Genomic DNA, 26,466 nt, shown 5'->3' on the forward strand with positions numbered 1-26,466 from the left:
AAAGGGCGATATCGTAAAACTGTAGCGTGCGTCACAAAACCGAAGAATTGTAAGAAAGTGCGACACAATATCAAGCCTCAAATAAAGCCCACCAGCCCATTCCAATCTCGCATATCCCAACAGCGCCAAGATTTCTGCCTCCGGCGCGGCATCTGTGGGCCTCTCACCATGAGTGCGGCTTGTGCCACCACCGCAACACCCCCTAGAATGCGCACTTCCCTTTACTGCGAAAGGAAGCGGTATGCATATTCACATTCTCGGGATCTGCGGCACCTTTATGGGTGGTCTGGCGGTGTTGGCAAAACAGCTTGGTTACCGGGTGACCGGTTCGGATGCCAATGTCTATCCCCCCATGAGCACCCAGCTCGAGCAACAGGGCATCGAACTGACCGAAGGCTATGACCCCTCCCAACTCGATCCGGCGCCGGATCTGGTGGTGATTGGCAACGCCATGAGCCGCGGCAACCCCTGTGTTGAATATGTGCTGGACCGCAATCTACCCTACATCTCCGGCCCCCAGTGGCTGCTGGAGCATGTGCTGCAAGATCGCTGGGTGCTGGCCGTAGCCGGCACCCATGGCAAGACCACCACCGCCAGCATGCTGGCCTGGGTGCTGGAGTACTCCAAGCTGGAGCCCGGTTTCCTGATTGGCGGCGTGCCGGGCAACTTCCCGGTCTCGGCCCGCTTGGGCTCTGCCCCCTTCTTCGTCATCGAAGCGGACGAGTATGACTGCGCCTTCTTCGACAAGCGCTCCAAGTTCGTCCACTACCATCCGCGCACCCTGGTGATGAACAATCTGGAGTTTGACCACGCGGACATCTTCCCGGATCTCGCCGCTATCCAGCGCCAGTTCCACCACCTGATGCGCACCGTGCCGAGCAACGGCCGGGTGCTGTTCCCGCAAGCCGATGACAACCTCACCGCCGTGCGCAAGATGGGCTGCTGGAGCGAAGTGGAGCTGGTGGGTCAGGATGACGCCAAGTGGAAAGCGGTCAAGCTGGCCGATGACGGCTCCGCCTTCGAGGTGTGGCTGGACGGGGTGAAGCAGGGTGAAGTGCACTGGGAGTGCATCGGCGAGCACAACGTCAACAACGGTCTGATGGCCATTGCCGCCGCACGTCATGCTGGCGTGATGGTGGAGCATGGCATCGCCGCCCTCTGCCAATTCAAATCCCCCAAACGGCGGATGGAACTCAAGGGCGAAGTGGCTGGCATCAGCGTCTATGACGACTTTGCCCATCACCCCACCGCCATCGAGACCACCCTCGGCGGCCTGCGCGCCAAGGTAGGCGGCTCACGTATTCTGGCGGTGCTGGAGCCGCGCTCCAACACCATGAAGCTGGGGGTTCACAAGGAGGAGCTGGCTGGCTGCTTCGATGGCGCCGACGAGGTGTTCTTCTTCCAGCCGCCCAACATCGGCTGGGATCTCGGCGAGGTGACAGCCCATATGACCCGTCCGGCCAAGGTATTCAACGATCTGGAGACCCTGATCAATCGGCTGGTGGCCGAGAGCCGTGATGGCGACCATATTCTGATCATGAGCAACGGCGGCTTCGGTGGCATTCATGACAAGCTGATCGCCCGCCTCAAGGATTACCACGGCGAACTATGAACAAAACGATCACCCTGGCGCTGACCGGTGCCTCCGGCGCCCCCTACGCCCTGCGCCTGCTCCAGTGTCTGGTGCAGGCGGACTATCGGGTCTACCTGCTCGCCTCCTCGGCGGCTCGTGTGGTACTCAAGACCGAGCAGCAGCAGGATTGGCCCGGCTCACCGAAAGAGCTCTCTGCCTATCTTTGTCACCAATATGGCGCCAAGGAGGGGCAGATTGTCGCCTGCGGCAAGGAGGAGTGGTTCTCGCCGGTGGCCTCCGGTTCGGCCGCGCCCAAACAGATGGTGGTCTGCCCCTGCTCTATGGGCACCGTCTCGGCCATTGCCAACGGCACCTCCGACAACCTGCTGGAACGGGCGGCGGATGTGGTGATCAAGGAGCGCGGCCAACTGATCCTGGTGCCCCGCGAAACCCCCTTCTCGGCGATCCATCTGGAGAACATGCTGAAACTGGCACGGCTCGGGGTGACCATCATGCCCGCTGCCCCCGGTTTCTATCATGAGCCGAAAAGCATCGCCGATCTGGTGGACTTTATGGTCGCCCGCATCCTCGATCATCTGGGTGTCGAGCATGAGTTGACCCACCGCTGGGGCTATGGCCACCACTGAGCGGACCGCCATATCCGGCCATAAAAAAACGGCGCCACTCAATGAGTGACGCCGTTTTTTCGTTAAGCCGTGTTAGCGAGCCTGAATTGGCGCCGTCACGTACTTGAACAGGAAATCAGTCACCTCTTGGCGCGCCGGGCGCTGAGGTTGATTGATCATCTGCATCATCACATAGCCAAAACCGGTCAAAGAGCGGGCCAGATCCTGTGCTGACAGCACGCTGGTGATCTCCCCTGCATCCATGGCGGTTTGCAGCTCGCTGGCGATCAGCTCAAGGCAGTGATCGAGCAGCCGGGTATAGCGGGGCCATACCTCTTCCCGAACCGATGAGCTCCACTCCAGCCAGATACCGGCATAATCCGGTTGATCGTAGGCGGCATCGACAGAGAGGCGTACATGACGCTGGATCTTGTCGAAAATGGAGCCCTGGTCACCGTATGCCTGCGACAGCATTTGGTTCACAAAGCGTTCGATCTCGGCCAGCACCTCATCTACCAACTCCTCGCGGGTGTTGAAATAGTTGAAGACGGTAGCCACAGAGACCTTGGCCTGTTCGGCTATCTCGGCGTGACCTGCACGGCCAATGCCGCGACGGGAGAACACCTCGATGGCACATTCCATCAATTGGGAGCGACGAGCTTCCGGCGACAGCCGGGTACGACGTCTTATTTCTGCGCGTGGTTCCATAGTTTTTATCATCTAATAGTTATTGATTATGGTGTTTATAGTATTTTAACTAATCATGCCTGAGTGCCTGCTAACTCTATCAATTAAAATAAGCCGATAAAAGCACCACGTATCTCTAGCACCCTTCAACATGAGTGGTAGAATCATCGGTTTTGATATTCATGAACGGCCAAATCCCCTTTGGCCTTATGGGAGTAAGTGATGAAACACACCGTCGAGGTGATGATCTCCGAGGCTGAAGTAGCCGCCCGGATCGCCAAATTGGGTGAAGAGATCACCGCCCGCTATCAGGGTTCTGACGAAGTCGTGATGATTGCGCTGCTGCGCGGTTCCTGCATCTTCCTGGCCGATCTCTGCCGCCAGTGCCAGCTGCCCATCACCCTGGACTTCATGACCGCCTCCAGCTACGGCTCCGGCATGCACAGCACCCGTGACGTCCGCATCCTCAAAGACCTGGACGACGACATCAAGGGCAAGGATGTGGTGATCGTGGAAGACATCATCGACACCGGTTACACCCTCAACAAGGTGCGCGAGATCCTCTCCCTGCGCGAGCCAAAATCCCTGGCCATCTGCACTCTGCTGGACAAACCCTCCCGCCGCGAAGTGCAGGTGCCGGTCGACTGGATTGGCTTCGCCATTCCGGACGAATTCGTGGTCGGCTGCGGCATCGACTACGCCCAGAAGTACCGCAACCTGCCGTTTATCGGCAAAGTGGTACCCCAGGAGTAAGCCAGGTTCAGGAATATCACGGGTGAAGCGGCCTTGCGCCCTTTACTCTGTGCAGGCGGCCTTGGCCGCCTTTTCTGTATCGAGCCGGATTCAACCATCACAGAGGTTGCAATGAACGCACTGGAAATCAGCGGCCTGAAAAAGACCTATCAGGGGGGCGTCGAAGCCCTTAAAGGCATCGATCTTACCGTCAGGCAGGGGGATTTCTTCGCCCTGCTCGGCCCGAACGGCGCGGGCAAGTCCACCACCATCGGCGTCATCAGCTCGCTGGTGAACAAGAGCGCCGGCAAGGTGAAGGTATTTGGCTACGACATCGACAGCGATCTGGAACAGGCCAAGGCCCAGCTCGGGCTGGTACCGCAGGAGTTCAACTTCAGCCAGTTCGAGAAGGTGATCCAGATTGTCACCCATCAGGCCGGTTTCTACGGCGTGCCCAAGGCGGAAGCCAAGATCCGCGCCGAGAAGTACCTGCGCCAGCTCGATCTGTGGGAGAAGCGCGACATGCCTGCCCGCACCCTCTCAGGCGGCATGAAGCGTCGCCTGATGATCGCCCGCGCCCTGATGCACGAGCCCAAACTGCTGATCCTCGATGAACCGACCGCCGGGGTCGATATCGAGATCCGCCGCTCCATGTGGACCTTCCTCAAGGATCTCAACGAGCAGGGCGTCACCATCATCCTTACTACCCACTATCTGGAAGAGGCGGAGATGCTCTGCCGCAACATCGGCATCATCGACAAGGGTCGTCTGATCGAGAACACCAGCATGAAGAATCTGCTGGGCAAGCTGGGTCGCGAGACCTTCCTGCTCGACCTTGCGCCAGGTTCTGCCGTACCCGAGGTGCCGGAGTTCAACGGCCGCATGCAGGATGAACGCACCCTGGAAGTGGATCTCGACAAGAGCCAGTCACTCAACAGCCTGTTCGAGCAGTTGTCCAACCAGCAGGTGCAGGTCGTGAGCATGCGAAACAAAGCCAACCGGCTGGAAGAGCTGTTCGTCAATCTGGTCGAAGAGGGGAGAAAAGCATGAATCTGGCCATCTATTACATCGCCTTCAAGAGCATTCTGGCCAAGGAGGTGAGCCGCTTTACCCGGATCTGGATCCAAACCCTGGTGCCACCGGCCATCACCATGAGCCTCTATTTCGTCATCTTCGGCAACCTGATCGGTTCGCGCATCGGTGACATGGGCGGCTTCACCTACATGGAGTTCATCGTGCCCGGCCTCATCATGATGTCGGTGATCACCAACTCCTACTCCAACGTTGCCTCCTCCTTCTTCAGCGCCAAGTTCCAGCGCAATATCGAGGAGATGCTGGTCGCGCCGGTGCCCAACTACGTCATCATCGCCGGTTACGTGGGCGGAGGCGTGGCACGCGGCCTCTGTGTCGGCCTCATCGTCACCCTGGTATCGCTGTTCTTCGTGCCGCTGCAGATCCACCATCTGTTCAGCGTCTGCGTGACCGTGCTGCTCACCGCGATCCTCTTCTCGCTGGGTGGCCTTATCAACGCGGTGTTTGCCAAGACCTTCGACGACATCAGCATCATCCCCACCTTCGTGCTGACACCGCTCACCTATCTGGGCGGGGTGTTCTACTCCATCAGCCTGCTGCCCCCCTTCTGGCAGGGGGTCTCCCAGGTGAACCCCATCATCTACATGGTGAACGCGTTCCGTTACGGTTTCCTCGGTATCTCCGACGTGCCGCTCGGCACCGCCTACCTCATCATCATCGGCTTTATCGTGGCCCTCTACGGTATCGCCTGGTGGCTTATCTCCCGCGGCACCGGCCTGCGCCACTGATTGCCAAAACGGGCACCTCGCGGTGCCCGTTTTTTATTCCCCCTGTAGCCCCTTCAACCTGCCAGCCCCCTTCTCAATAACCTGCCTGTCATTAAGGATTTACCTGACACCTTGTGATCCACCGCAATTTTCGAATTACCCCCAAAGGTATAATTCTCGCGGTTGGATGTGCCGTCACGGATGGCTCGTCCGTCTCTTCATTTCTCTCATCAGGGCAGGATCGCCTATGTCACTTATCACCGAGTTGCCAGCCATATTCGATAGTTTTTCAGATGCCCGTCGTCAGGGCTTTCTGGCTGTAATGGCACTCAAGGAGCGACAGATCCCCCTGGTCGGTACCTACTGTACCTTTATGCCGCAGGAGGTGGCGATAGCCGCCGGCGCCGTGGTGGTATCGCTCTGCTCCACCAGCGACGAGACCATCGAGGAGGCCGAAAAGGATCTGCCCCGCAACCTCTGCCCGCTCATCAAGAGCAGCTACGGGTTCGGCAAAACCGACAAGTGCCCCTACTTCTACTTCTCCGATCTGGTGGTGGGGGAAACCACCTGCGACGGCAAGAAGAAGATGTACGAGTACATGGCCGAGTTCAAACCGGTGCATGTGATGCAGTTGCCCAACCGCGCCGATGACGAGGCCTCCCGCACCCTGTGGCGCAGCGAAATCGTCCGCTTCAAGGAGTTGCTGGAGCAACAGTTCGGCAAGCCAATCAGCGAGCAGGCATTGCGAGACGCCATTGTGCTGAAGAACCGCGAGCGCCGTGCACTGGCCGACTTCTACCGGTTGGGCCAGCTCAATCCGCCGGCACTCAGCGGTACCGACCTGCTCAAGGTGGTCTATGGTGCCACCTTCCGCTTCGACAAGGAGCCGCTCATCAGCGAGCTGCAGGAGATGACCCGCCGCATCAAGGCCGAGTATGACGAGGGCCAGCGGCTCGACGCCCGTCCGCGCATCCTCATCACCGGCTGCCCCATTGGCGGCGCCGCCGACAAGGTAGTGCGCCTTATCGAGGAGCACGGTGGCTGGGTGGTGGGCTACGAGAACTGCACCGGCGCCAAGGCAACCGAGCAGAGCGTCAGCGAACAGGGCGACCCGTTCGATGCGCTGACCGACAAATATCTGGCCATCGGCTGCTCCTGTATCTCCCCCAACCACCAGCGCATGAATCTGCTGAGCCAGATGGTGGAGGAGTATCAGGCGGACGGAGTGATCGATGTGATCCTGCAGGCTTGCCACACCTATGCAGTGGAGTCGCTCGCCATCAAGCGCCATGTGCGCGAACGCCACGGTATCCCCTACATGGCAGTCGAGACCGACTACTCCAGCGCCGACAAGGGACAACTGGCCACCCGGCTGGCCGCCTTTATCGAGATGCTGTAAGGAGGCGCCGTGTCACTCTCCATCGGGATTGACTCGGGCTCCACCGCGACCAAGGGGATCCTGTTCGACCACAAGGATGGCGGGCGCATCGTCCGCCGTTTTCTGGTACCGACCCCCTTTCGTCCGCTGGCTGCCATCGAGCAAGGCTGGGAGGAGCTCTCGGCCGATTTGCCAGAGCGCCCCCACCTGACCCTGACCGGCTATGGCCGCGACCTGGCATCGTTCGCCAATCGCCGGGTTACCGAGATCTCCTGCCACGGGCTGGGGGCTCGCCTGCTCTGCCCGTCGGTACACACCGTCATCGACATCGGCGGGCAGGATAGCAAGGTGATCCAGCTAGATAGCGAGGGCAACCTCACCGACTTTCTGATGAACGACAAGTGCGCCGCCGGTACCGGCCGCTTTCTCGAGGTGATCACCCGCACTCTGGGAACTCGGGTCGAACAGCTCGACGAGCTGTTGGAAGGCGCAGAGCCCCACGACATCAGCAGCATGTGCACCGTGTTTGCCGAATCGGAGGCGATCAGCCTGCGCTCGGCGGGCATTCCTGCCGAGTCGATCCTGGCCGGCATCGTCCGCGCCATGGCCCGGCGCAGTGCCAATTTTATCGGCCGCCTCGGCGCCAGACCGAGCGTGCTCTTTACCGGCGGCGTCAGCCACTGCGCCACCTTCCGCCACTATCTGGCCGAAGGGTTGGGCTGTGAGGTCGCCACCCACCCGGATGCCCAGTTTGCCGGTGCGCTGGGGGCCGCCCTGTTCGGCGCCCGCGCCAGCACGGGAGGCAAATCATGAATCAGGAGTTTCTCTACCTGTTCCACTCCACCCTCGGCACAGTCAGACTGCGCAAGCGGCTGGAGCAGCACGGTCAGTCGTTTCGGGTCTGCGATGTGCCGCGCCTGCTTAGCGCTGGCTGTGGCCTAGCCATTCGCCTCCACTGCCCGCCAGACGAGTGGCAGCAGTGGTGCCAGAGCGGTGAAACCGCCGCCGTCTTTCGCTGCGAAGCGAACGGCGACTATCAGGAGCTGGCCCGCTATCCGGCCGATGGCCCGGACATGGCAAAGCAAAGCCCTGTGGTTGGCAATCGGAGTCATGGATGATAAAGAGCTATCCCATGGCCGTTTATTTGCGCATGCTGGCCAATCTGGCGCTGGGGGGATTCTTCCTCGCCTCCGCTGGGTTCAAGCTGATATCCCCCGCCCTGTTCATCGAGCAGATCGGCGCCTTCGGGCTGATCTGGCCGCAGCTGATCCCGCCGGTGGCCTGGGGACTGATCGCGCTGGAGCTCTGTGCCGGGCTCGCGGTCATCGCCAACCGGCGCTGGGGATTGTGGCTGGTGATCGGGCTGCTCGCCCTGTTTATTCCGGTGTTGGGCTATGGCGTTGCCATCGGGCTCGACATCTCTTGCGGCTGTCTGGGCAGGGCTGATCTCAGCTCGCTGCAGGAGGCCATTGTGCGGGATCTGCTGCTACTGACGCTTGCGTGCCCCCTGCTGCGAACTTCCCGCCCCGTTTTTCCCGTTCCCGTTTTTCCCGTACTGAAGGAGTAGTGACATGATGACATTGCGATCCCGCACCCTGCTGGCCTCGCTGATCGCCGCCAGCTTTGCCCTCGGCGGCTGTGGCGATAACCAGTTCGAGCAGGAGGTGAAGCTGGAGCAGTCGGCTGTGCAGCTGGCACAGGAGGCGCAACAGGGGGGCTATCAGCTGCTGACCGTGGCCGAGCTGAAGACCCGGATGGACAAGGGCGAGGAGCTGGTGATCATCGACACCATGCCCTATGAGGACTCCTACAAGAAAGAGCACATTCCGGGGGCCAAAAACTTTGTCTTTGTGAAAGAGGCCAAAGCTGGCGACAACTGGAGCGAGATCGTCGAGGGAAGCGGTACACCGGAGCAGTTCCAGGCGCTGCTGGGTGAAGACAAAGCCCGCCCCGTGGTGATCTACTGCGGCTTCGTCAAGTGCGGCCGCAGCCACAACGCAGCCGCCTGGGCGGTCAATCAGGGCTATCAACAGGTCTATCGGGTGCCGGGCGGCATCTTCGCCTGGAAAGGGGCCGGTTACCCCGTCTCTGCCGAGTAATACCTGCTCACAAGGTAACACAGTCGACATAAAGAAGCCCGCAACTGCGGGCTTCTTTCATATTGGGGAACGCTGGGGTTAGCTGGCGGCCTGCTGCTCCAGCACCTGCGTCTCGGCCAGCTGCTGCTTGCCCAGCAACCGCTTGGTGATCATGGCCGCCATGATGGAGCCGTTGACGTTGAGGGCGGTACGGCCCATGTCCACCAGAGGCTCGATGGCGATCATCACCCCCACCAGCGCGATGGGGAAGTTGAGGGTGGAGAGCACGATCAGCGCGGCGAAGGTGCCGCCACCGCCGACGCCGGCCACCCCGATGGAGCCCAGCGCAATGACCGGCAGCAGAGTCAGCAGGAACAGGGATTCAAACGGGTTGATACCGAGCATGGGGGCAATCATCGCCACCATCATGGCCGGATAGATGCCGGCACAGCCGTTCTGGCCGAGGTTGGCACCGAACGAGGCGGCAAAGTTGGCGATGCTGGAGGGCACGCCAAGACGTTGCTGGGTCTCGATGCTGAGCGGGATGGAAGCCGCGCTGCTGCGGGAGATAAAGGCAAAGGTGAGCACACCCCACACTTCCCGCAGATAGTGCAGCGGGTTCTGGCCGATCAGCAGCAGGATCACCATGTGTACCGCAAACATCGCCAGAATGGCGACGTAGCAGACCAGAATAAAGCCGAGCAGGCTGAGGATCTCGCTCAGGGGATAGTGGGCCACCACCCGGGCGATCAGCGCCATCACGCCATAGGGGGTGAGCGCAATCACCACCCGCACCATCTTCATCACCCACAGTTGCAGGGTGTCGATGGCCACGGCAGCGCGAGCACCAGCCTCTGGATGCTCCACCTTCAACTGCAGCAGGGCAACCCCCGCCAGCACGGTGAAGATCACCACGCCGATCACCGAGAGACCGCGGCTACCCGCCATATCGGCGGCAAAGTTGGTGGGCACCAGCGAGAGCAGCAGAGCCGGCAGGGTCTGGGCACTGTCGATGGTGCTCATGCTCTGTTGCAGCGCTGCCGTGTCGCTGCCGTGGCTCAACAGCCCCTCGGCAGTGAGACCACTCAGATGGGTCACCGTCATCCCCACCACACCGGCGATCATCACCAGCGTCAGCATGGAGCCGATCAGTACGGCGCTGATCTTGCCGAGATACTGGGCCTGCTCCAGCTTGTTGATGGCGGAGAGGATGGAGGTGAACACCAGCGGCATCATCACCACCTTGAGCAGGCTGACATAGCCGCCGCCGATGATATTGACCCACTCCAGGGTCTGCTGGACGCCGGCATCATCGGCCCCCCACCCCAGTTGCAGAGCCAGCCCGAACAGGGTGCCAAGCAGCAGACCCGCAAGTACCTTGCGCGAGAGCGGCACAGTAGAGGGAATCCGGGTCAGGGCAAAACAGAGCAGACAGAAGAGCAACGAAGCAAACAAGGTAAACATAAATAAACACCTGTAGCGGCCATCAGGGCCGATTGTGGAGAGAGAAAACAGCGGGTGCGAGCAGAGTCGCGAGGGAAAACGCCAAATGGCAGGCGTGAAAAAGCAGCGGACGCCCGGGAAGGCGTCCGCTGGCAATCGGGGGAATTACTTCTTTACGGTGACGACGCGGTTGTCGATAAGACGGGCCTTGCCGAGATAAGCAGCCATCAGGATCACCAGCTGCGCGCTCTCGTCAGTGGCGGATTCGAGGGTGGCGGCATCGACGATGTCGATGGCATCGGTACGAAAACCGGCGTTGTCGAGGCGTTGGCTGGCCTGCGCCACCAAGGAGGGCAGGTGGTGGTCACCCGCTTCGATCTGCTCGGCGATCCAGTTCATGGTGCGCGCCAGCTCGGGGGCAATGGCCCGCTCGGCGGCAGTCAGGTAGCCGTTGCGGGAAGAGAGCGCCAGCCCGTCTTCGGCCCGCACGGTGGGCACGCCGACGATCTCGATGGGCATCGCCATGTCGGCCACCATCTTGCGAATAAGCGCCAGCTGCTGGTAATCCTTCTGGCCAAAGCAGGCCACATCCGGCTGTACCAGATTGAACAGCTTGGTGACGACGGTACTGACACCACGGAAGTGACCCGGGCGCAGCGCCCCCTCCAGCAGATTGGAGAGACCCGGCACCTCGACGAAGGTCTGGCTCGCCAGCCCCTGCGGATACATGATCTCCGGGGTCGGGGTGAACACCATATCGACGCCGGCGGCTTCCAGCGCAGAGCAATCCTGCTCCAGAGTGCGCGGATAGTTGGCAAGATCCTCGGCCTTGTCGAACTGCATCGGGTTGACGAAGATGCTGACCACCACCTTCTCGGCGTGGCTGTGCGCCTCTTTCACCAGCGTCAGGTGGCCCTGATGCAGATTGCCCATGGTGGGCACGAATGCGATGGCACGCCCTTCACGGCGCCATTGGCTTATCTGCTCACGCAGAACGACGGGATTATTTACGACCAACATCAGCAGTTCACCTTCCGATAAATCAAAAAGAGAGACGGGTTGCATCTACCGGTAGCACTCGGGCGGGATGGGGCACGAACATTGCTATCAGCAGTTCACCTCTAGATGAATCAATAAGATACGGATTCGCTATACGGATTAACTGTGCGAGGCTGAGAAGCAGAGACGGGGGCCGCAGCCCCCATCATGCAACCGCCAGGATCAGTTGAAGCAGTGCTCCGGGCCGGGGAAGCTCCCCTCGCTCACCTGCTGGACATAGAGGCGGATGGCGGCACGCACATCGCCGGTCTCGGCCAGGAAGTTCTTGGTGAACTTGGGCACATAGCCGGAGGTGACGCCAAAGGCATCGTGCATCACCAAAATCTGACCATCGGTCGCGGGGCCGGCACCAATGCCGATCACCGGGATGCGAAGCGCCTTGGTGATGCGCTCGGCCAGCGCAGTGGGCACACACTCGAGCACCAGCAGCTGGATACCGGCCGCTTGCAGTTCGAGGGCCTGACGGTAGATCTCCTGCGCCTGAAACTCATCGCGCCCCTGCACCTTGAAGCCACCAAAGACATGAACGGATTGCGGAGTGAGGCCGAGGTGACCGCACACCGGCACCCCGTTGCGGGTAAGGTGGCGGATGGAGTCACACAGCCAGTCGCCCCCTTCCATCTTCACCATGCGGGCACCGGCCGCCATCAGGCGGGCTGCGTTCTGGTAAGTCTGCTCGGGAGTGGCGTAGCTCATGAACGGCATGTCGGCGACCACCAGTGCCTTGCTGGCACCGCGCGCCACACAGCGGGTGTGATAGACCATCTCATCCATGTTGACCGCCAGGGTATCCTGACCCCCTTGCAGCACCATGCCCAGCGAATCGCCGATGAGCAGCACGTGGGCACCCTCGTCGTCGAACAGCTTGGCAAAGGTGGCATCATAGGCGGTGATGGCGGTGAACTTTTGACCGTCCTGCTTCATCTTCAGCAGGCTGGCGGTGGTGATCTTGCTCATAGAGGCTCCTGTAGATCTGCACTCGGCGCAATGATGGCCAAATCATTGTGCGGGCAGCGGGCAACCAGTCGGGCGAGCGGGGTGCCGCAGGGCAGCACCAGAGCAGGCGCAATTTCGGCAAGGGGCAGCAGCACGAACTCCCGCTCCTTCATGCCGTAGTGGGGTACGATCAGGCGCTCATGGTTGATCACCTGATCCCCATAGAGCAGCAGATCGAGATCCAGAGTTCTCGGCCCCCACCGCTCATCTTTGCGCACACGTCCCTGTTCCAGCTCGATTTTTTGTAATTGATCCAGCAGCGCAAGGGGCGCGAGCCGGGTATTGAGCCGGGCCACGGCATTGACGTAGTCCGGTTGGTCAGCAGGCCCCATGGGGCGGCTGCTGTAAAACGACGAGGCCTCCACCAGCACAGATTCCGGCAACCTTGCCAACACGGCAACGGCGCGACGAGCCTGACCCAGCGGATCAGACAGGTTGGAACCAATGGCGATGAAGACCTCGGTCATCACGTCTGTTGTCACTCGGCCACTTTCGGTTTGCGGCGACGGGGGCGACGGCGGTTGCGGCTGTTGCTGCTGCGCTTCTCGCCATCGTGGCTACGGGCCTCGCCGCGCTCACCGCTGGCCGGGCGACGGGTCGCTTCACGCTGCAGTTGCGGGCGCACATCCGGATTGGAGGCAACATAACGCTCCCACCAGCTGGCCAGCTCACCGAGACCACGCTCGACCCGGTTGCGCAGCAACAGGAAGTCGAACGCCGCGCGGAACTTGGGATGCTCCATGGCGCGCTCGGGGTGCTTGCCCTGACGACGGGTCAGCCGCTGTTGCAGTGCCCAGATGTCGCGGACATCTGTGGTGAAACGGCGGGGAACGGCGATGATCCGCACCTGATTGTCCAGCACCTCGTTGATCGCCAGCATGAAGGCGTCATACCAGGGCAGGCCGCTCTCGTTCTCCAGCACCCGACCACGGGCCTCGACGCAGCCCCACAGCAGGGTGGCGTAGAGGAAGGCGGGGGTGACGCGCTTATCTTCACGAACGCGGGTGTCGGTATCGATCAGCGCCTGCTCGATAAACTGCTCGTAGGGCGAGTTGCCGTGCGGGGTAAACAGCGCAGCCACTTGCGGGAAGAGCTGCTGGAACAGACCATACTCGCGCAGCAATTTGTAGGTCGCCAGGCCATCGCCAGCCAGGAACAGCTTGAGGGTCTCCTCAAACAGGCGGGCTGCAGGGATGTCTTGCAGCAGTGGCGCCAGCTCCTTGATGGGGGCGGCGGTTCGCGGGCTAATGGTCATATCCAGCTTGGCGGCGAAGCGCACGGCGCGCAGCATGCGCACCGGATCTTCACGATAACGGGTCTCGGGATCGCCGATCAGCTCAAGCTTGCGCTCGGCCAGATCTTCCAGGCCCCCTTCGAAATCGTGCAGGGTGAAATCTTTGGCGCTGTAGTAGAGGGCGTTGACGGTAAAGTCGCGGCGCTCGGCATCCTCTTCGATGGTGCCGTAGACGTTGTCGCGCAGCAGCATGCCTTCATCAGACTGGGCCGACACATGTTTGCTGGTATTGACCTGATGGTGGTGACCCCGGAAGGTGGCCACTTCGATCACGTCACGACCAAAGACAATGTGAGCCAGGCGGAAACGACGGCCAATCAGGCGGCAGTTGCTGAACAGCGCCTTGATCTGCTCCGGCGTCGCATCGGTTGCGATGTCGAAATCCTTGGGCGTCTTCCCGAGCAGCAGATCCCGGACTCCGCCGCCGACTAGGTAGGCCTCATAGCCCCCTTTGTTCAGGCGATAGAGCACCTTGAGTGCATTCTCGCTGATCTCTTTGCGCGAAATAGGGTGCTGATCACGGCTTAAGGTACGACGTTGACCGGCGACACGGGCTGGAATGGGGGATTCCACCGACTGCTCGCCGTCTTCCTTGCCGAGCACCTTGCGGCAAAAGTTTGCGATCTGGGAAAAAATGGTACACCTCTTCATGACTTCTAAATTGACGGGAGGCCAAAAAATAGCGGCCTATGATAGCTCACGCCTAACCAAATGAAAAACCGTGCTGACAATTGATCCCGCATGAAACCGTCTGTCAGCGAAAATAGCGGTCTATCTGCACATAGCTCACGCCTGCACAAATGAAAAACCATGTGGCTACTTCAGCTCATTTGAATCAAACAGAGCCAAAAAATAGCCGTCTATCTGCGCCCAGCTCACGTCTTATTACACGAAAACCGGCTCTCTTTACTCAATGTCCAGCGGGATCTTCTCGCTGGCTGGCACCCGTTCGAGCAGCCAGTTGGCGATGCCCCACTCGATGATCTCGTCGATCCGGCTTGCCATCAGCTCGGGCGGCGGGCACTGGCCGAGGAAGTGCAGTGCCTGCCACAGGGCCGGTCGCACCTCATCAAGCGCCAGCGCAGGCGCATGGTTCTGCTTGGAGAGCTTGTTGCCATCTGCCAGCACCGCCAGCGGCAGGTGCACCCAGTCGGGCACCGGTGCCCCCAGGGTCTGGTAGAGGGCAATCTGGCGCACCGTGGGCTCCAGCAGATCGGCACCGCGCACTATCTCGGTGATGCCGCTGTCCATATCATCCACCACCACCGCCAGGTTGTAGGCGTAGAGCCCGTCGCGGCGGCGGATAATGAAATCCTCCTCGGCGAGCGCCGCCGGGACCGCGATATGGCCCTGCAAGCGATCATCGAAGTGGTAGACCGGATGGTGCTGGCGCAGCCGGGCGGCGCAACCTTCGGCCGCAAGCCCGAGGGTGCGGCAGTGGCCGCTGTAGAGACCGCCCGCGGCCATGATTTCGCGCCGGGTGCAGCGGCACCAGTAGAGATCCCCCGCCCGGTAGAGCTGGTCGATGATCTCGTCATAACGGCGGTGGCGCGCGCTCTGGAACATCACCTCCCCATCCCACTCGAGGCCATATGCTTCAAGAGTCTTGAGGATCAGGTGCGCTGCCCCCGCCATCTCCCGCGGCGGATCGATATCTTCGATGCGTACCAACCAACGTCCCTGCTGCGCTCTGGCCTGCAAAAAGCTGCCGAGGGCGGCGATCAGCGAACCAAAATGAAGCGGGCCTGAGGGTGAGGGGGCAAAGCGGCCGACATAGGGGCGCACAAGGGGTGAGGATGGGGAATTCACTGGCATGACTGTTCGGGTAAGCGATTCATTGAGGCTGCATTCTGGGGCTCGACCGCCAAAAGCTCAATAAAAAAGGGAGCCCGCGAGCTCCCTTTTTCATATACCAGAGGGTCGGGATCAACCGGCCATCTGTTTTTCCTTGATCTCGGCCAGCGTCTTGCAATCGACACAGAGGTCGGCAGTCGGACGGGCTTCCAGACGACGGATACCGATCTCGATACCGCAGTGTTCGCAGTAACCGAAATCATCGTCTTCAAGCAGCTGCAAGGTCTTCTCGATCTTCTTGATCAGCTTACGTTCACGGTCGCGGGTACGCAGTTCAAGAGCGAACTCTTCTTCTTGCGCGGCACGATCCACGGGATCCGGGAAGTTGGCAGCCTCGTCTTTCATATGGTCGACGGTACGATCAACTTCCTGCATCAGTTGGTTGCGCCAGGCACCCAGGATCTTGCGAAAATGCGCCTTTTGTTGGTCATTCATGTACTCCTCACCCGGCTTTTCCTGGTAAGGCGCGACACCCGCAATGGCCAGGGGGCCCAGAGATTTCCTGTTTTCGCCTGTTGGCATGCCCTGTCTCCTAATTCAGCACGCTACCCGTGCCATCCATAAATTGAGGGCGACATCTATAGCAGAAGGGTAACGGGTAAGCAAACGAGCCGTACCAATAATGTTACCCACTCCAATATTTATGCACTCCCCTCGGGTAACAGGTGACCAGATTCAAACGGGATAAACCCTTGAGCCACCATGCCTTGCACCCCAACATGGGGCCGATAGCATAAAATTTCAACCCCCGCCGCGATTGCCTGCTCAATTAGCAGACTATAGTGCGGATCTATATGGGTTGCAGGGCGCATCCGGCTTATTCCGGAGTGCAGCACCATAAAGAGCAGCACGGCCCTGTGACCTGCCGCTTTCATGGCCATCAATTCACGCAAATGCTTGGCGCCACGGGCAGTGACCGCATCAGGGAAGTAGCCCATGCCAGCCTCCTCTCGCTCATCGAGCAGGGTGACCGATTTTACCTCGACGTAACAATTGCCCTTCTCGTCATCTTCCAGCAACAGATCGATGCGACTGTTCTCTTCGCCATACTTCACCTCGGTGCGCAACCGGCTGTAACCCGCCAGCGGAGCGATAGCCTCCTGCTCGATCAACTCCCGGGCGATCTGGTTGGCGCGCGCCGTGTTGACGCAGATAAAGTGGCCCGCCGGGCTCTCGGCGATCTCCCAGCTGTTGGGCAGCTTGCGCTTGGGGTTATCGGAGGTGGAGTACCAGACCCGGGTGCCTGGATCGGCACAACCGGTCATGGCACCGGTGTTGGCGCAGTGGATGGTAATGACCTCGCCGTTATCGAGTTGCACATCGGTCAGAAAGCGCTTGTAGCGGGCCACCAGCTGGCCCGATTGCAGGGGGGGATCAAAGATCACGGGTTAGCCCTCCGCGCATCTTCTTTTACCCGGGCGCGCAGCGGCCAGCAGGCAAGCGGCTCGTGGCGCACCCCGTCCGGAGTCGAGATGGATTGATAGAGGCAGAACTCATCGGCCTGCAGCAGAAAATTTGGGGCAGGCAGGATGGCAGGGGCCTCGACCGCCTTGCGCGACAGGGTGACATGGGGGCGATAACCCTGCTCGCCATTGCCAAGGCGCAGCTTCTCACCGTGGCGGCGCAGCGCCTTTGCCAGCACGGTCAGCTCGTTGGGCCACTCCTTCGGGCCAATCCAGGCTGCCTTGGCTCGGCTGAACCAGCCGGTCTCATCCAGCCTGATGGAGAGCGGCGGACAGTGCTGGCGCTCTACGGCGGCGATCAGGCGGCGGGTGGTCAACTCGTCTGCCTCACCCAGAAAGGCGAGGGTCAGGTGGAGGTTGGCTTGCGGCACCGGCTGACCGGGCCAGGGCTGCTGATCGCGCCAGGCGATGAGCTCGGGGGCGAGCTCCTTGACGGGCAGGGCAAAGAAGAGTTTGGCCATGTGGTGATAATGCCTTTTTCACGCTCATTGGATGGGCCCATTCTATGGCAGCCATCCGGCCATGTCTCGCCACCCTCCCGCCCGAGTGGCCATCTGCGCACATCCACTCACGGTGGCGCGGGTGGCTGTGGCAGAATAGGCGCCGTTTTACCGGTTGCCACAGAAGGTGCTCATCGCTTTGTCCCAGCTCCCCATCGTTTCGGTATTACCCGAACTCTTTGCCGCCCTCGACAGCCACACCAGCGTGATCCTGCAGGCGCCACCCGGCGCGGGCAAATCGACTCTGCTGCCGCTGGAGCTGGTGCGTCAGAACCGGCTGCCCGGCCGCATCATCATGCTGGAACCAAGGCGCCTGGCTGCGCGCAATATCGCCACTTTTCTGGCCCGTCAACTGGGGGAGAAGGTGGGCGATCGCATCGGCCTGCGGGTGCGTGGCGAGAGCCGCACCAGCTCAGCGACCCGGCTCGAGATCGTCACCGAAGGGGTGCTGACCCGGATGTTGCAGCAGGATCCCGAGCTCACCGGCGTCTCGCTGGTGATCTTCGATGAGTTCCACGAACGCAGTCTGCACGCCGATACCGCGCTGGCCTTCGCTATCGAGAGCCAGCAGGGATTGCGCGATGACCTCAAGCTTTTGATTATGTCCGCAACCCTTGATGGCATGGCGCTCGAGACCTTGTTGCCGGATGCCCCTGTGGTTCGCTCGGAAGGGCGCGGCTTTCCCATCGACTACCACTACCGCCCCGCCAACCGCCAGCAGTGGCTGGAGCCGCAGGTCGGCGCCGTGGTGCTCGAAGCGCTGGCCGAGCAAGATGGCAGCCTGCTGGTCTTTCTGCCGGGACAGGGTGAGATCGAGCGGCTGGCACAATGGTTGGCAGACAGACTGCCGGACGACGTGATCCTCGCCCCCCTCTACGGCCGCCTCGATATGGCGGCGCAGCAGGCGGCCATCGAACCGGCGCCTGCGGGCCGCCGTAAGCTGGTGCTCACCACCAATGTGGCGGAGACCTCGCTCACCATCGAAGGTGTATCTGTCGTTATCGACAGCGGGCTGGAACGACGGGCCTCCTATGATCTGAAAAGCGGCGTCACCCGACTGGAGACCCGCCAGATAGCCAAATCCTCCGCCACCCAGCGGGCCGGTCGCGCCGGTCGTCTCGGCCCCGGCGTCTGCTACCGGCTCTGGAGCAGCGAGGTGCAGGAGCGACTCGCCGAGCAGAGCCCGCCAGACATCCTCACTCAGGAGCTGACCGGCCTGCTGCTGGATGCCGCCCAGTGGGGGGCCAAGGTGGAAGATCTGCCGCTGCTGGACATGCCCCCCGCCGCTGCGGTGGCCAGTGCCCAGCGGCTGCTGGTGGCCCTTGGTGCCATGAAGCCGGAGGGTGAGCAACAACTCACTCCCGCTGGCCGCGCCATGGCCGCCTTCGGTACCCACCCTCGTCTCGCCCGCATGCTGCTGCGCGCCCGCGAGCTGGAGTCCGAGGGTCTGACAGGGATTGTCGCCGATGCCGCTTATCTGCTGGCGTTGCAGGAAGAAGATCTGCGAGGATCGGAGCGCCTCTCTGTGCTGTTCCACCGCCGTCAAAACGCCCTGCGCCAGAACGCTGCCCGCTGGTTTGAACGGCTTGGCGCCCGCCCTGCCAATGCACAGGGCCAGTGGCTGGGGCTGCTCTGTGCCCTCGCCTGGCCGGATCGCATAGGCAAACTGCGTAGCGGCAGTCGCTATCAACTCAGTGGTGGGGTGAGCTGCGATCTGGTAGAAGGTCATCCCTGTCAGGGACAAGGGGCCCTTATCGCCATCGAGATGGGGCAGAACGATCGCGGCAGCCGTATCTTTATCGCCGAACCGATAGAGCTGGATGAGCTGGCGCGTCTGCTGCCGGAGCTGGTGAGCGAGCGCCAGTGGTTCGACTGGGACGAGCGGGAGGAGCGGGTGCGCGCCGAACGCCAGCAGGTGATCGGCGAGCTGGTGCTGAGCCAGCGACCGCTGACCGAACTCTCTGACGAGCAGAAAGGGCTCTGCCTGCTGCAAGGCATTCGCCGCAAGGGGCTGCATGTGCTGCCGTGGGACGAGAGTAGCGAAGGGCTGCTGGCCCGCCTACGCTGCGCTCGCGACTGGCTGCCTGATGAGGGGTGGCCCGCCATGGATGACGAGAGCCTGCTGGCCACGCTGGAACAGTGGCTGCTGCCAGCAGTGAGCGGCATGACCCGGCTGGAGCAGCTGAAGAGGCTCAATATGAGCGACATCTTGCGCCAATTCCTGCCCTGGCCGTTGCCCAAACGGCTGGACGAGGCGCTGCCGAGCCACTTTGCGGCACCGACCGGCAGCCGGGTGCGGATCCGCTATCAGCCAGGGCAGGCACCGGTGATCCCGGTACGTATTCAGGAGATGTTCGGGCAAGGCTCGACCCCCTGCGTGGCCGATGGCCGGGTGCCGCTGGTAGTGGAGCTGCTCTCCCCCGCCCAGCGACCACTGCAGATCACCGCCGATCTGGCTGCCTTCTGGGCTGGATCCTACGAGCAGGTGAAGAAAGAGATGAAGGGGCGCTATCCCCGCCACTACTGGCCGGATAATCCGCTGGAGGCGATGCCGACCAAAGTCACCAAAAAGAAGATGGGCATCTAGGTTCGATGGGTTAATCCCGCTCGGACGTTCGCGAATGCGACATAACAAGTAGAAAGGAAAGCAAAGAGGATTTATGGCAACCCAACGACGCAAGCGTGCCCCCAAGAAGGCAGCGCCCAAACGCACCATCTGGCGCAAGCTGTTCTGGCTTGGCTTCAAGCTCTCCCTGGTGGTGGCGGCCTTTATGGTGGTGTTTGGCATCTACCTCGATACCAAGGTGCGCGAGCGCTTCGATGGCGAGAAGTGGCAGCTGCCGGTGATGGTCTACAGCCGTCCGCTGGAGCTCTACCCCAGCCAGCGCCTGTCGCGGGACCAGATGCTGCGCGAGCTCAATATGCTGAGCTACAAGCAGGTGCGCCAACCTCACACGCCGGGTGAATACACCATCAACGGTAACCGCATCGAGCTGATTCGCCGCCCGTTCGAGTTCTATGATGGCGCCGACGGAGCCCGTGGCCTGCGCCTCACCTTCAACGGCCCGCGCCTTGAGGGGATCCAGTCGCTGGAGAACCAGCGCCAGCTCGGTTACGCCCAGATGGACCCTGTGCTGCTCGATCGCCTCAATACCGAAGATCGGGAAGATCGCCTGCTGGTGCGTATCGCCGAAGTGCCCGACAGCCTGCTGGTGACCCTGCTCACCACCGAAGATCGCGACTTCTACCAGCATGGCGGCGTCTCGCCGGTGGCCATCATGCGCGCCATGTTCGCCAACCTGATCGCGGGTCGCACCGTGCAGGGGGGCAGTACCCTGACCCAGCAGCTGGCCAAAAACTTCTTCCTGACCCGTGAACGCAGCCTGTGGCGAAAACTGCAGGAAGCCTATATGGCGGTGCTGATCGACTATCGCTACAGCAAGGACGAGATCCTGGAGTCCTACCTCAACGAGGTCTATCTGGGGCAGAACTTCTCGCAAGGGGTCTACGGCTTCGGGCTTGCCTCCTACTTCTACTTCGGCATTCCGGTCAACGAGCTGGATATCGATCAGGTCGCCCTGCTGGTCGGTCTGGTGAAAGGCCCCTCCTATTACGACCCATGGCGCTTCCCGGAGCGGGCCAAGACCCGCCGTGATCTGGTGCTGAAGCTGCTGATGGATCACGGCAGCCTGACCCAGGCCGAGTATGAACTGGCCAGCCGCCAACCCCTCGGCATCATCGCCCGTGGCCAGATGAGTTATGGCCGCACCCCGGCCTTTATGGGACTGCTCAAGCGAGAGATCCAGAGCCGCTTCGGCGCCGATCTGCTCAAGCAGTCCGGCCTCAAGATCTTCACCAGTCTCGACCCCATCGCCCAGCACGCGGCCGAGCGGGCGGTCGAATCGGGCCTCGCCGATATCGAAAAGCTGCGCGGCAAAAAGAAGCTGGAGGCGGCCATGGTGGTCTCCGACTGGCATAAGGGCGAAGTCGTCGCGCTGGTGGGTGGCCGCGATCCCCGCTACGCCGGGTTCAACCGGGCGCTGGATGCCCGCCGCCAGATCGGCTCGCTAGTGAAACCGGCGGTCTACCTCACCGGTCTCTCCAACGGCCTGACCCTGGCGACCCCACTCAAAGATCAGCCGATCCGTATTCGCGGTCAGGATGGCCAGGTCTGGACACCGCAAAACTACGATCGCAAGTTCCGCCAGAGCGTGCCGCTGATGGATGCGCTGGCCAGCTCCCTCAACGTGCCGACCGTCAATCTGGGTCTGCAAGTGGGGCTGGAGAAGGTAGTCGACACCCTGCACAAGCTGGGAGTCCAGCAGGAGATCCAGCCCTACCCGTCGCTGGTGCTGGGGGCGGTGGCCCTCTCCCCGCTGGAGGTGAACCAGATGTATCTTCCCATCGCCAATCAGGGACTGACCCAGCCGCTGTCGGCCATTCGCGCCGTGGTGAACGGGGATGGCAGCCTGCTCTATCAGCATGATCAGACCGCCAAGCGGGTCACCGACCAGCAAGCAAGCTGGCTGACCCTGTTCGCCATGACCAAGACGGTGAGTCAGGGCACAGCCCGCGCGCTCAGTGCCAAGTTCCCCGGCGCCACCATGGCGGCCAAGACAGGTACCACCAACGAGCTGCGCGACTCCTGGTTTGCCGGGATGGACAACAACGAACTGGTCAGTATCTGGGTCGGTCGCGACGACAACACCCCGGCGGGCTTGACCGGTGCCAGCGGTGCCCTGCAGCTCTTTAGCGGCTACATGAGCCAGCGCGGCGTCAACAGTCTGGGACTGAAGATGCCGGAAGGGGTCACCTGGGCCAACTTCTCCCGCGCCAGCGGCACCCGCGTCACCAGCGACTGCCCGGGCAGCCTGCAGGTGCCGGCCAAAGCCTCCACCATGGGCTCCCCGGCCGGTTGCGCCAGCAGTGCGACGCCACGCAGTGCGCTGGATGACTGGTTCGGCGGTTTCTTCAACTAGATCAACGACACGGGCAGCGCAGGCTGCCCGTTCACTATGCTGCTGACAAGGAAACACCATGACCTTTCCGCTGTTTGAGGCCATCCACCATGTGGCCATCATCGCCAGCGATTACCCACGCTCGCGCCACTTCTACCACGAGGTGCTGGGGCTGCCCATCATCGCCGAGACCCTGCGCGAGGCGCGCCAGTCGTGGAAACTGGATCTGGCCCTGCCGGACGGCAGCCAGCTGGAGCTGTTCAGCTTCCCCTCGCCTCCCGAGCGCCCCTCCCGCCCCGAGGCGTGCGGCCTGCGCCATCTCGCCTTTCGGGTCAGCGACCTTGACCGGGTCATCGCCCACCTACTGACCCATCGGGTCGAGGTAGAGCCGGTACGGGTGGACGAGCTGACCGGCAAACGCTTTACCTTCTTCGCCGACCCCGACGGCCTGCCGCTGGAGCTCTACGAAGCGCCGCGCTGAGCCTGAGTCGGTCAAGCAGTCGGCCAAACAAAAAGCCGCCCGGCGAAACCGGGCGGCTTTTGTTATTGCTTCAGATTATCAGGCGGTAGTCAGCATAACGACAGCCAGCGCCATCACCATCATGCCAGCCCAGCCGATGGGCTTGAGCCGCTCACCGAAGAAGAGCAAACCGCCCAGCGCCGTACCGACGATGCCGATAGCTCCCCAGGTGGCGTAGGCAACAGCCAGGTCAATCTGACCGCCACTTACCACTTCCGAGAGCAGGGTAAAGGCGCCGAGTACCAGCATGATCCCCAGGAATCCCCACCCCTTGTAACGAAAACCCTTGGAGCGGTTAATGGCCATGTTGGCGCCGATATCGATCAGTGCGGCACCCAGTACAATCACAAACGGACTCATGCTGTGGCCTCCGCTTCTACTGACTTGTCTGCAGGCTCATCATGGGTCTCCCCCATGGTCACCATAACAATCCCCACTATCGCGAGAGCCAGGCCAATCAGCTCCTGAACGGTCACATCGTAACCAAGGAACATGACCGACACTATGGTGATCAAGGTGATCCCGAGCCCCTCCCAGAGCGCAAACGCAATACCAATGGAGATTGTTTTGGCGGCTTTCGCCAGCAACCAGTACGAGAAGCCGATCAACAGCCACATCGGGATGTAATTCATCCAGCCAGCTCCCTGCTCGGGGATCATGGCCATGCTGGAGGTACCAGCGACCTCGGTCACGATGGCGCCGGTCAAAAACAGCCGGGCCAGAAACATACGACTTAATAACATATAAGATGCCTTTGTTGCTTCGACGGGAGAGATGGTAAACGGGGAGAAGCAACTCGCGACAATCGCTCAGCGTCGATTATTCCGACGCCACAGGTTTGCCTTGCCTTGGTTCGACACGCTAAGGTGATGGTGAAAAACTCCGCCATAGCCTGTAAAACATGAAGCTATATCAGATAGAACTCTTTGTAGAGTCCGCCAATAGTGGCTCTATTGCCAACACAGCCCGTCGCCTCGGCAAAAGCCGCAGCGCCGTCAGCACCGCCATCGCGGCGCTGGAAGTTGAGCTTGGCGTCGAACTTTTTGAACGAGGCGCCAATCAGAGTCGCCTGACCGAGATCGGCGAGCTGGTGCTTGATGATTGCACTCGCCTGCTGCAGGCAGCCAACAGCCTGCAGCAGAAGTGCAAACATTACGCCTCGGGGGCCGAAGTGGCGCTGCGGGTTGCCCGCGATGACGCCATTCCCGAGCCGGTGTGGCGCGAGATGCTGGCCAGCCTGCACAATCAGTTTCCCGGTACCAGTATCTCTCTGGTGCTCGCCTCCCCACCCGAACTGCCGGCGCTGGTGGAAGAGGGGTTCGTCGATGCCGCTTTTGGCCTTATCACCGAGGATCAGGAGCGCAGCGGCCTCAATATCGACGTGCTCAACCCGATCCGCACCCTGATGGTGGTGGCACCCAGCCATCCGCTGGCCGGACTGAAGCGGGTCAAACAGCAGGATCTGACCGATCACACCCAGGTCACCCTCTCGTATGTAGATGAATTTTCTGTAAAAAGCCTGCTACCTGTGGGAGGCATGCATATCGGTCTCTCCAGCTTCGAGTTGATGCGCAATGCGGTGCTGGACGGGCTGGGCTGGGCAGTGCTCCCCTCGCCACTGATCCAGAGCCAGTTGCGACAAGGCTCCCTGCTGACCCTGAAACACAAGTTCAGCCTGCAGTGGCGGGATTACGGGGTCTATCTGGCGGAAAACGCCTATCACGGCAAAGTATTGGCCTGGTTGAAAAAATCGATCCAGAGTTATCTTGAGCCTTTCGAGTAAAGATGAAAGAGGCGGTGCCAGCTCACGATATCTGCTTATCCTGATGATCCTGACAGAGGTGATCGTGCATACTCTTCACATACTCATTGAGCGCCGGAGGCGTAACCGATATGAGCAGTGCCCAAGACAAGGACGATATCTGGCTGGATGACGACATCATCGAACTCGATGATGAAGAGGTCGTGGTCCCCAAGGCACTCAATCCCTGGCAAGTGCTGATCGTGGATGATGAGCCGGATATTCATCACGCCACCCGGCTTGCCCTCTCCAATATTCAGTACAAATCTCGCCCGCTCGAGCTGCTCAACGCCTACAGCGGTGCTGAAGCCGCCACCATGCTGGAGGCCAATCCCAGGATTGCCCTGATCCTGCTCGATGTGGTGATGGAGACCGAAGATGCCGGTTTGCGGCTGGTGCACCGGATCCGCAACGAGATGCGCAACTCGCTGGTGCGGATCGTGCTGCGTACCGGCCAGCCCGGTCAGGCACCGGAACAAAGGGTGATCCTCGATTACGATATTAACGACTACAAAACCAAGACCGAGTTGACGGTACAAAAACTCTTCACCACCGTCATCGCCTCCCTTCGCTCCTACGAAACCCTCAGCGCCATCGACAAGAGCCGACAGGGACTCGGCAAAATTCTGGAGGGCGCGGGCGATCTCTACCATCTCCATTCACTCAAGGAGTTTGCTTCCGGCGTGCTCAAACAGATCAGCGCCATTCTCGATGTGGGCACCGAAGGGGCCATCTGTGCCGAACGCCGCCCAGGAGAACATGGGCTTGAGATCCTGGCGGCAACCGGAGACTACGAGGCGCTGCTGGAGGAGAAGAGCCTTGATGAATTTTCTGCCCTGAAAGAGTCGGTCATGAAGGCGTTAAACGAGCGCTGCAACCGCTTTGAACACCCTCAGGATTCCCTCTATATCGCCGCCCAGAATGGCCGCGAGTTCGTGTTGAGCTTCACCCCGACCCAGCCTCTGGATCCTCTCGAGTGCGACCTGCTGGATGTCTTCTGTCAGCGCATCTCGGCGGCCTACGACAATCTCTATCTCTACAATCAGCTGCTGCGCGCCCAGGAGGCCACCGTGGTGGCGCTGGCGGCGCTGGCAGAGTTTCGCGACTCCGATACCGGCGAGCATGTCTTGCGGGTGCAGAAACTCTCGGATGCCATCGTGGCCGAATTGAAGCAGATGGCAGCCTATCCCGAGCAGCTGACCCCGGAGTTTGTCGAGATGATCGGCATGGCCTCCATCCTGCACGATGTGGGCAAGGTGGGCACCCCGGATCATATCCTGCACAAGCCCGGACGTTTCGACCCGGAAGAACGGGCCATCATGGAGCAGCACGCCGGTATCGGCGCCAATATCCTGCACAAGGCGGGCGAAATGGTGGAGGGAACCAGCTACCTCTCGCTGGGGGCAGAGATCGCCCGGGGCCACCATGAGCACTTCGATGGTAAAGGCTACCCGCAGCAGCTGGCAGGCCAGCAGATCCCCCTGTCGGCGAGGATTGTGGCGGTGGTCGATGTATTCGATGCCCTGCTCAGCAAGCGCCCCTACAAAGAACCCTGGACGCTGGCGCAAACCATGGAGTATATCCAGTCCCGCTCCGGCACCCAGTTTGACCCTCATGTAGTGACAGCCCTGTCGCGACTGGTCAACGAATCGAGACTCCCCTACTCGCTCTGACCCTCGTTGCTCGCAACTCCTCATGCCCTGCC

General features: G+C 61.1%; 27 protein-coding genes. 15 read left to right on the top strand and 12 right to left on the bottom strand.

Features of this window, described 5'->3' with window-relative positions; all coding sequences use genetic code 11:
• Nucleotides 1-241 precede the first annotated feature (241 nt).
• Both mpl and ACTG2G_RS07315 read left to right on the top strand, forming a co-directional pair.
• A complete protein-coding gene (gene mpl / locus ACTG2G_RS07310; RefSeq protein WP_439985330.1) occupies nucleotides 242-1,612 on the top strand; it encodes a UDP-N-acetylmuramate:L-alanyl-gamma-D-glutamyl-meso-diaminopimelate ligase in 1,371 nt (456 codons plus the stop codon).
• Complete coding sequence (locus tag ACTG2G_RS07315) at nucleotides 1,609-2,220, top strand: flavin prenyltransferase UbiX (RefSeq protein ID WP_421354210.1); 612 nt, start codon at nucleotides 1,609-1,611, stop codon at nucleotides 2,218-2,220. Before mpl ends, ACTG2G_RS07315 begins: the two co-directional genes overlap by 4 nt.
• 72 nt (nucleotides 2,221-2,292) lie before the next feature.
• On the opposite strand, the gene ACTG2G_RS07320 is transcribed toward ACTG2G_RS07315, so the two are convergent.
• Nucleotides 2,293-2,907 carry a TetR/AcrR family transcriptional regulator gene (locus ACTG2G_RS07320; RefSeq protein ID WP_042079938.1) on the bottom strand — a complete coding sequence of 205 codons (615 nt, stop codon included), beginning with the start codon at nucleotides 2,905-2,907 and terminating at the stop codon, nucleotides 2,293-2,295.
• A 201-nt stretch (nucleotides 2,908-3,108) separates the two neighbouring features.
• Here ACTG2G_RS07320 and hpt point away from each other — a divergent pair, with 201 nt between their 5' ends.
• The 8 genes from hpt to ACTG2G_RS07360 all read left to right on the top strand — a co-directional run bounded on the left by hpt (nucleotide 3,109) and on the right by ACTG2G_RS07360 (nucleotide 8,894).
• The gene (hpt, locus tag ACTG2G_RS07325; protein ID WP_005335618.1) at nucleotides 3,109-3,639 is read left to right on the top strand and encodes a hypoxanthine phosphoribosyltransferase; all 531 of its coding nucleotides are present in this window, start codon (nucleotides 3,109-3,111) and stop codon (nucleotides 3,637-3,639) included.
• A gap of 111 nt (nucleotides 3,640-3,750) precedes the next feature.
• Nucleotides 3,751-4,668 carry an ABC transporter ATP-binding protein gene (locus ACTG2G_RS07330; RefSeq protein WP_100652864.1) on the top strand — a complete coding sequence of 306 codons (918 nt, stop codon included), beginning with the start codon at nucleotides 3,751-3,753 and terminating at the stop codon, nucleotides 4,666-4,668.
• Complete coding sequence (locus ACTG2G_RS07335; RefSeq protein WP_005362866.1) at nucleotides 4,665-5,438, top strand: ABC transporter permease; 774 nt, start codon at nucleotides 4,665-4,667, stop codon at nucleotides 5,436-5,438. Before ACTG2G_RS07330 ends, ACTG2G_RS07335 begins: the two co-directional genes overlap by 4 nt.
• Nucleotides 5,439-5,664: 226 nt before the next feature.
• Nucleotides 5,665-6,816 (top strand): double-cubane-cluster-containing anaerobic reductase, encoded by a 1,152-nt coding sequence (locus tag ACTG2G_RS07340; RefSeq protein WP_421387027.1) that lies wholly within the window; start codon nucleotides 5,665-5,667, stop codon nucleotides 6,814-6,816.
• A 9-nt stretch (nucleotides 6,817-6,825) separates the two neighbouring features.
• Nucleotides 6,826-7,608 (top strand): acyl-CoA dehydratase activase, encoded by a 783-nt coding sequence (locus ACTG2G_RS07345; protein ID WP_421307026.1) that lies wholly within the window; start codon nucleotides 6,826-6,828, stop codon nucleotides 7,606-7,608.
• Entirely contained in the window at nucleotides 7,605-7,913 is a 309-nt protein-coding gene (locus ACTG2G_RS07350; protein WP_421307025.1) for a DUF3343 domain-containing protein, read from the top strand. The genes ACTG2G_RS07345 and ACTG2G_RS07350 overlap by 4 nt, the downstream gene beginning before the upstream one ends.
• Nucleotides 7,914-7,927: 14 nt before the next feature.
• On the top strand, nucleotides 7,928-8,362 hold the full coding sequence (locus ACTG2G_RS07355; RefSeq protein ID WP_421387026.1) for a MauE/DoxX family redox-associated membrane protein: 435 nt from the start codon (nucleotides 7,928-7,930) through the stop codon (nucleotides 8,360-8,362).
• A gap of 4 nt (nucleotides 8,363-8,366) precedes the next feature.
• Entirely contained in the window at nucleotides 8,367-8,894 is a 528-nt protein-coding gene (locus ACTG2G_RS07360; RefSeq protein WP_421387025.1) for a rhodanese-like domain-containing protein, read from the top strand.
• 78 nt (nucleotides 8,895-8,972) lie between these two features.
• On the opposite strand, the gene ACTG2G_RS07365 is transcribed toward ACTG2G_RS07360, so the two are convergent.
• The 9 genes from ACTG2G_RS07365 to thpR form a co-directional block, all read right to left on the bottom strand.
• Nucleotides 8,973-10,337, bottom strand: a complete 1,365-nt coding sequence (locus ACTG2G_RS07365; protein ID WP_421387024.1) for a cation:dicarboxylate symporter family transporter — start codon at nucleotides 10,335-10,337, stop codon at nucleotides 8,973-8,975.
• Nucleotides 10,338-10,481: 144 nt separating this feature from the next.
• The gene (gene panC, locus ACTG2G_RS07370) at nucleotides 10,482-11,336 is read right to left on the bottom strand and encodes a pantoate--beta-alanine ligase (RefSeq protein ID WP_335848411.1); all 855 of its coding nucleotides are present in this window, start codon (nucleotides 11,334-11,336) and stop codon (nucleotides 10,482-10,484) included.
• Between the two features lie 201 nt (nucleotides 11,337-11,537).
• Nucleotides 11,538-12,332 (bottom strand): 3-methyl-2-oxobutanoate hydroxymethyltransferase, encoded by a 795-nt coding sequence (gene panB, locus ACTG2G_RS07375; protein ID WP_042063124.1) that lies wholly within the window; start codon nucleotides 12,330-12,332, stop codon nucleotides 11,538-11,540.
• Nucleotides 12,329-12,838: a 2-amino-4-hydroxy-6-hydroxymethyldihydropteridine diphosphokinase gene (gene folK / locus ACTG2G_RS07380; protein ID WP_101529629.1), complete on the bottom strand. Its 510-nt coding sequence runs from the start codon at nucleotides 12,836-12,838 to the stop codon at nucleotides 12,329-12,331. Before folK ends, panB begins: the two co-directional genes overlap by 4 nt.
• Before the next feature lie 11 nt (nucleotides 12,839-12,849).
• Nucleotides 12,850-14,316, bottom strand: coding sequence for a polynucleotide adenylyltransferase PcnB (gene pcnB / locus ACTG2G_RS07385; protein WP_005335642.1), 1,467 nt, complete (start codon nucleotides 14,314-14,316; stop codon nucleotides 12,850-12,852).
• Between the two features lie 255 nt (nucleotides 14,317-14,571).
• A complete protein-coding gene (gluQRS, locus tag ACTG2G_RS07390; protein ID WP_139443331.1) occupies nucleotides 14,572-15,480 on the bottom strand; it encodes a tRNA glutamyl-Q(34) synthetase GluQRS in 909 nt (302 codons plus the stop codon).
• A 111-nt stretch (nucleotides 15,481-15,591) separates the two neighbouring features.
• Nucleotides 15,592-16,041, bottom strand: coding sequence for an RNA polymerase-binding protein DksA (gene dksA, locus ACTG2G_RS07395; RefSeq protein ID WP_005335644.1), 450 nt, complete (start codon nucleotides 16,039-16,041; stop codon nucleotides 15,592-15,594).
• Nucleotides 16,042-16,160: 119 nt separating this feature from the next.
• The gene (sfsA, locus tag ACTG2G_RS07400; RefSeq protein WP_236563037.1) at nucleotides 16,161-16,904 is read right to left on the bottom strand and encodes a DNA/RNA nuclease SfsA; all 744 of its coding nucleotides are present in this window, start codon (nucleotides 16,902-16,904) and stop codon (nucleotides 16,161-16,163) included.
• Nucleotides 16,901-17,443, bottom strand: coding sequence for an RNA 2',3'-cyclic phosphodiesterase (thpR, locus tag ACTG2G_RS07405; RefSeq protein ID WP_439985331.1), 543 nt, complete (start codon nucleotides 17,441-17,443; stop codon nucleotides 16,901-16,903). Before thpR ends, sfsA begins: the two co-directional genes overlap by 4 nt.
• A gap of 178 nt (nucleotides 17,444-17,621) precedes the next feature.
• Between thpR and hrpB the strand changes: the two genes are divergently transcribed.
• The 3 genes from hrpB (at nucleotide 17,622) to gloA2 (ending at nucleotide 22,921) form a co-directional block, all read left to right on the top strand.
• Nucleotides 17,622-20,069 carry an ATP-dependent helicase HrpB gene (gene hrpB / locus ACTG2G_RS07410; protein WP_439985332.1) on the top strand — a complete coding sequence of 816 codons (2,448 nt, stop codon included), beginning with the start codon at nucleotides 17,622-17,624 and terminating at the stop codon, nucleotides 20,067-20,069.
• A 73-nt stretch (nucleotides 20,070-20,142) separates the two neighbouring features.
• Nucleotides 20,143-22,461, top strand: coding sequence for a penicillin-binding protein 1B (gene mrcB, locus ACTG2G_RS07415; RefSeq protein ID WP_042052390.1), 2,319 nt, complete (start codon nucleotides 20,143-20,145; stop codon nucleotides 22,459-22,461).
• A 58-nt stretch (nucleotides 22,462-22,519) separates the two neighbouring features.
• On the top strand, nucleotides 22,520-22,921 hold the full coding sequence (gene gloA2, locus ACTG2G_RS07420; protein ID WP_139443326.1) for an SMU1112c/YaeR family gloxylase I-like metalloprotein: 402 nt from the start codon (nucleotides 22,520-22,522) through the stop codon (nucleotides 22,919-22,921).
• 78 nt (nucleotides 22,922-22,999) lie between these two features.
• Here gloA2 and ACTG2G_RS07425 read toward each other — a convergent pair whose 3' ends face one another.
• A complete protein-coding gene (locus ACTG2G_RS07425; protein ID WP_201902495.1) occupies nucleotides 23,000-23,320 on the bottom strand; it encodes an SMR family transporter in 321 nt (106 codons plus the stop codon).
• Nucleotides 23,317-23,703 carry a DMT family transporter gene (locus tag ACTG2G_RS07430; RefSeq protein WP_005335660.1) on the bottom strand — a complete coding sequence of 129 codons (387 nt, stop codon included), beginning with the start codon at nucleotides 23,701-23,703 and terminating at the stop codon, nucleotides 23,317-23,319. Before ACTG2G_RS07430 ends, ACTG2G_RS07425 begins: the two co-directional genes overlap by 4 nt.
• 158 nt (nucleotides 23,704-23,861) lie before the next feature.
• Here ACTG2G_RS07430 and ACTG2G_RS07435 point away from each other — a divergent pair, with 158 nt between their 5' ends.
• Both ACTG2G_RS07435 and ACTG2G_RS07440 read left to right on the top strand, forming a co-directional pair.
• Nucleotides 23,862-24,743: a LysR family transcriptional regulator gene (locus tag ACTG2G_RS07435; RefSeq protein ID WP_439985333.1), complete on the top strand. Its 882-nt coding sequence runs from the start codon at nucleotides 23,862-23,864 to the stop codon at nucleotides 24,741-24,743.
• Between the two features lie 110 nt (nucleotides 24,744-24,853).
• On the top strand, nucleotides 24,854-26,434 hold the full coding sequence (locus tag ACTG2G_RS07440) for a DUF3369 domain-containing protein (protein ID WP_421209619.1): 1,581 nt from the start codon (nucleotides 24,854-24,856) through the stop codon (nucleotides 26,432-26,434).
• The last annotated feature ends 32 nt before the right edge of the window (nucleotides 26,435-26,466 follow it).

The organism is Aeromonas sp. 55A (assembly GCF_051919665.1).
Classification (GTDB): domain Bacteria; phylum Pseudomonadota; class Gammaproteobacteria; order Enterobacterales; family Aeromonadaceae; genus Aeromonas; species Aeromonas veronii.

What these genes read in the sequence shown, in the direction of transcription:
- mpl (WP_439985330.1), top strand. Translation starts at nt 242, where the DNA reads ATGCATATTCACATTCTCGGGATCTGCGGCACCTTTATGGGTGGTCTG.
- ACTG2G_RS07315 (WP_421354210.1), top strand. Translation starts at nt 1,609, where the DNA reads ATGAACAAAACGATCACCCTGGCGCTGACCGGTGCCTCCGGCGCCCCC.
- ACTG2G_RS07320 (WP_042079938.1), bottom strand. Translation starts at nt 2,907, where the DNA reads ATGGAACCACGCGCAGAAATAAGACGTCGTACCCGGCTGTCGCCGGAA.
- hpt (WP_005335618.1), top strand. Translation starts at nt 3,109, where the DNA reads ATGAAACACACCGTCGAGGTGATGATCTCCGAGGCTGAAGTAGCCGCC.
- ACTG2G_RS07330 (WP_100652864.1), top strand. Translation starts at nt 3,751, where the DNA reads ATGAACGCACTGGAAATCAGCGGCCTGAAAAAGACCTATCAGGGGGGC.
- ACTG2G_RS07335 (WP_005362866.1), top strand. Translation starts at nt 4,665, where the DNA reads ATGAATCTGGCCATCTATTACATCGCCTTCAAGAGCATTCTGGCCAAG.
- ACTG2G_RS07340 (WP_421387027.1), top strand. Translation starts at nt 5,665, where the DNA reads ATGTCACTTATCACCGAGTTGCCAGCCATATTCGATAGTTTTTCAGAT.
- ACTG2G_RS07350 (WP_421307025.1), top strand. Translation starts at nt 7,605, where the DNA reads ATGAATCAGGAGTTTCTCTACCTGTTCCACTCCACCCTCGGCACAGTC.
- ACTG2G_RS07355 (WP_421387026.1), top strand. Translation starts at nt 7,928, where the DNA reads ATGGCCGTTTATTTGCGCATGCTGGCCAATCTGGCGCTGGGGGGATTC.
- ACTG2G_RS07360 (WP_421387025.1), top strand. Translation starts at nt 8,367, where the DNA reads ATGATGACATTGCGATCCCGCACCCTGCTGGCCTCGCTGATCGCCGCC.
- ACTG2G_RS07365 (WP_421387024.1), bottom strand. Translation starts at nt 10,337, where the DNA reads ATGTTTACCTTGTTTGCTTCGTTGCTCTTCTGTCTGCTCTGTTTTGCC.
- panC (WP_335848411.1), bottom strand. Translation starts at nt 11,336, where the DNA reads ATGTTGGTCGTAAATAATCCCGTCGTTCTGCGTGAGCAGATAAGCCAA.
- panB (WP_042063124.1), bottom strand. Translation starts at nt 12,332, where the DNA reads ATGAGCAAGATCACCACCGCCAGCCTGCTGAAGATGAAGCAGGACGGT.
- folK (WP_101529629.1), bottom strand. Translation starts at nt 12,838, where the DNA reads ATGACCGAGGTCTTCATCGCCATTGGTTCCAACCTGTCTGATCCGCTG.
- pcnB (WP_005335642.1), bottom strand. Translation starts at nt 14,316, where the DNA reads ATGAAGAGGTGTACCATTTTTTCCCAGATCGCAAACTTTTGCCGCAAG.
- gluQRS (WP_139443331.1), bottom strand. Translation starts at nt 15,480, where the DNA reads ATGCCAGTGAATTCCCCATCCTCACCCCTTGTGCGCCCCTATGTCGGC.
- dksA (WP_005335644.1), bottom strand. Translation starts at nt 16,041, where the DNA reads ATGCCAACAGGCGAAAACAGGAAATCTCTGGGCCCCCTGGCCATTGCG.
- thpR (WP_439985331.1), bottom strand. Translation starts at nt 17,443, where the DNA reads ATGGCCAAACTCTTCTTTGCCCTGCCCGTCAAGGAGCTCGCCCCCGAG.
- mrcB (WP_042052390.1), top strand. Translation starts at nt 20,143, where the DNA reads ATGGCAACCCAACGACGCAAGCGTGCCCCCAAGAAGGCAGCGCCCAAA.
- gloA2 (WP_139443326.1), top strand. Translation starts at nt 22,520, where the DNA reads ATGACCTTTCCGCTGTTTGAGGCCATCCACCATGTGGCCATCATCGCC.
- ACTG2G_RS07425 (WP_201902495.1), bottom strand. Translation starts at nt 23,320, where the DNA reads ATGAGTCCGTTTGTGATTGTACTGGGTGCCGCACTGATCGATATCGGC.
- ACTG2G_RS07430 (WP_005335660.1), bottom strand. Translation starts at nt 23,703, where the DNA reads ATGTTATTAAGTCGTATGTTTCTGGCCCGGCTGTTTTTGACCGGCGCC.
- ACTG2G_RS07435 (WP_439985333.1), top strand. Translation starts at nt 23,862, where the DNA reads ATGAAGCTATATCAGATAGAACTCTTTGTAGAGTCCGCCAATAGTGGC.
- ACTG2G_RS07440 (WP_421209619.1), top strand. Translation starts at nt 24,854, where the DNA reads ATGAGCAGTGCCCAAGACAAGGACGATATCTGGCTGGATGACGACATC.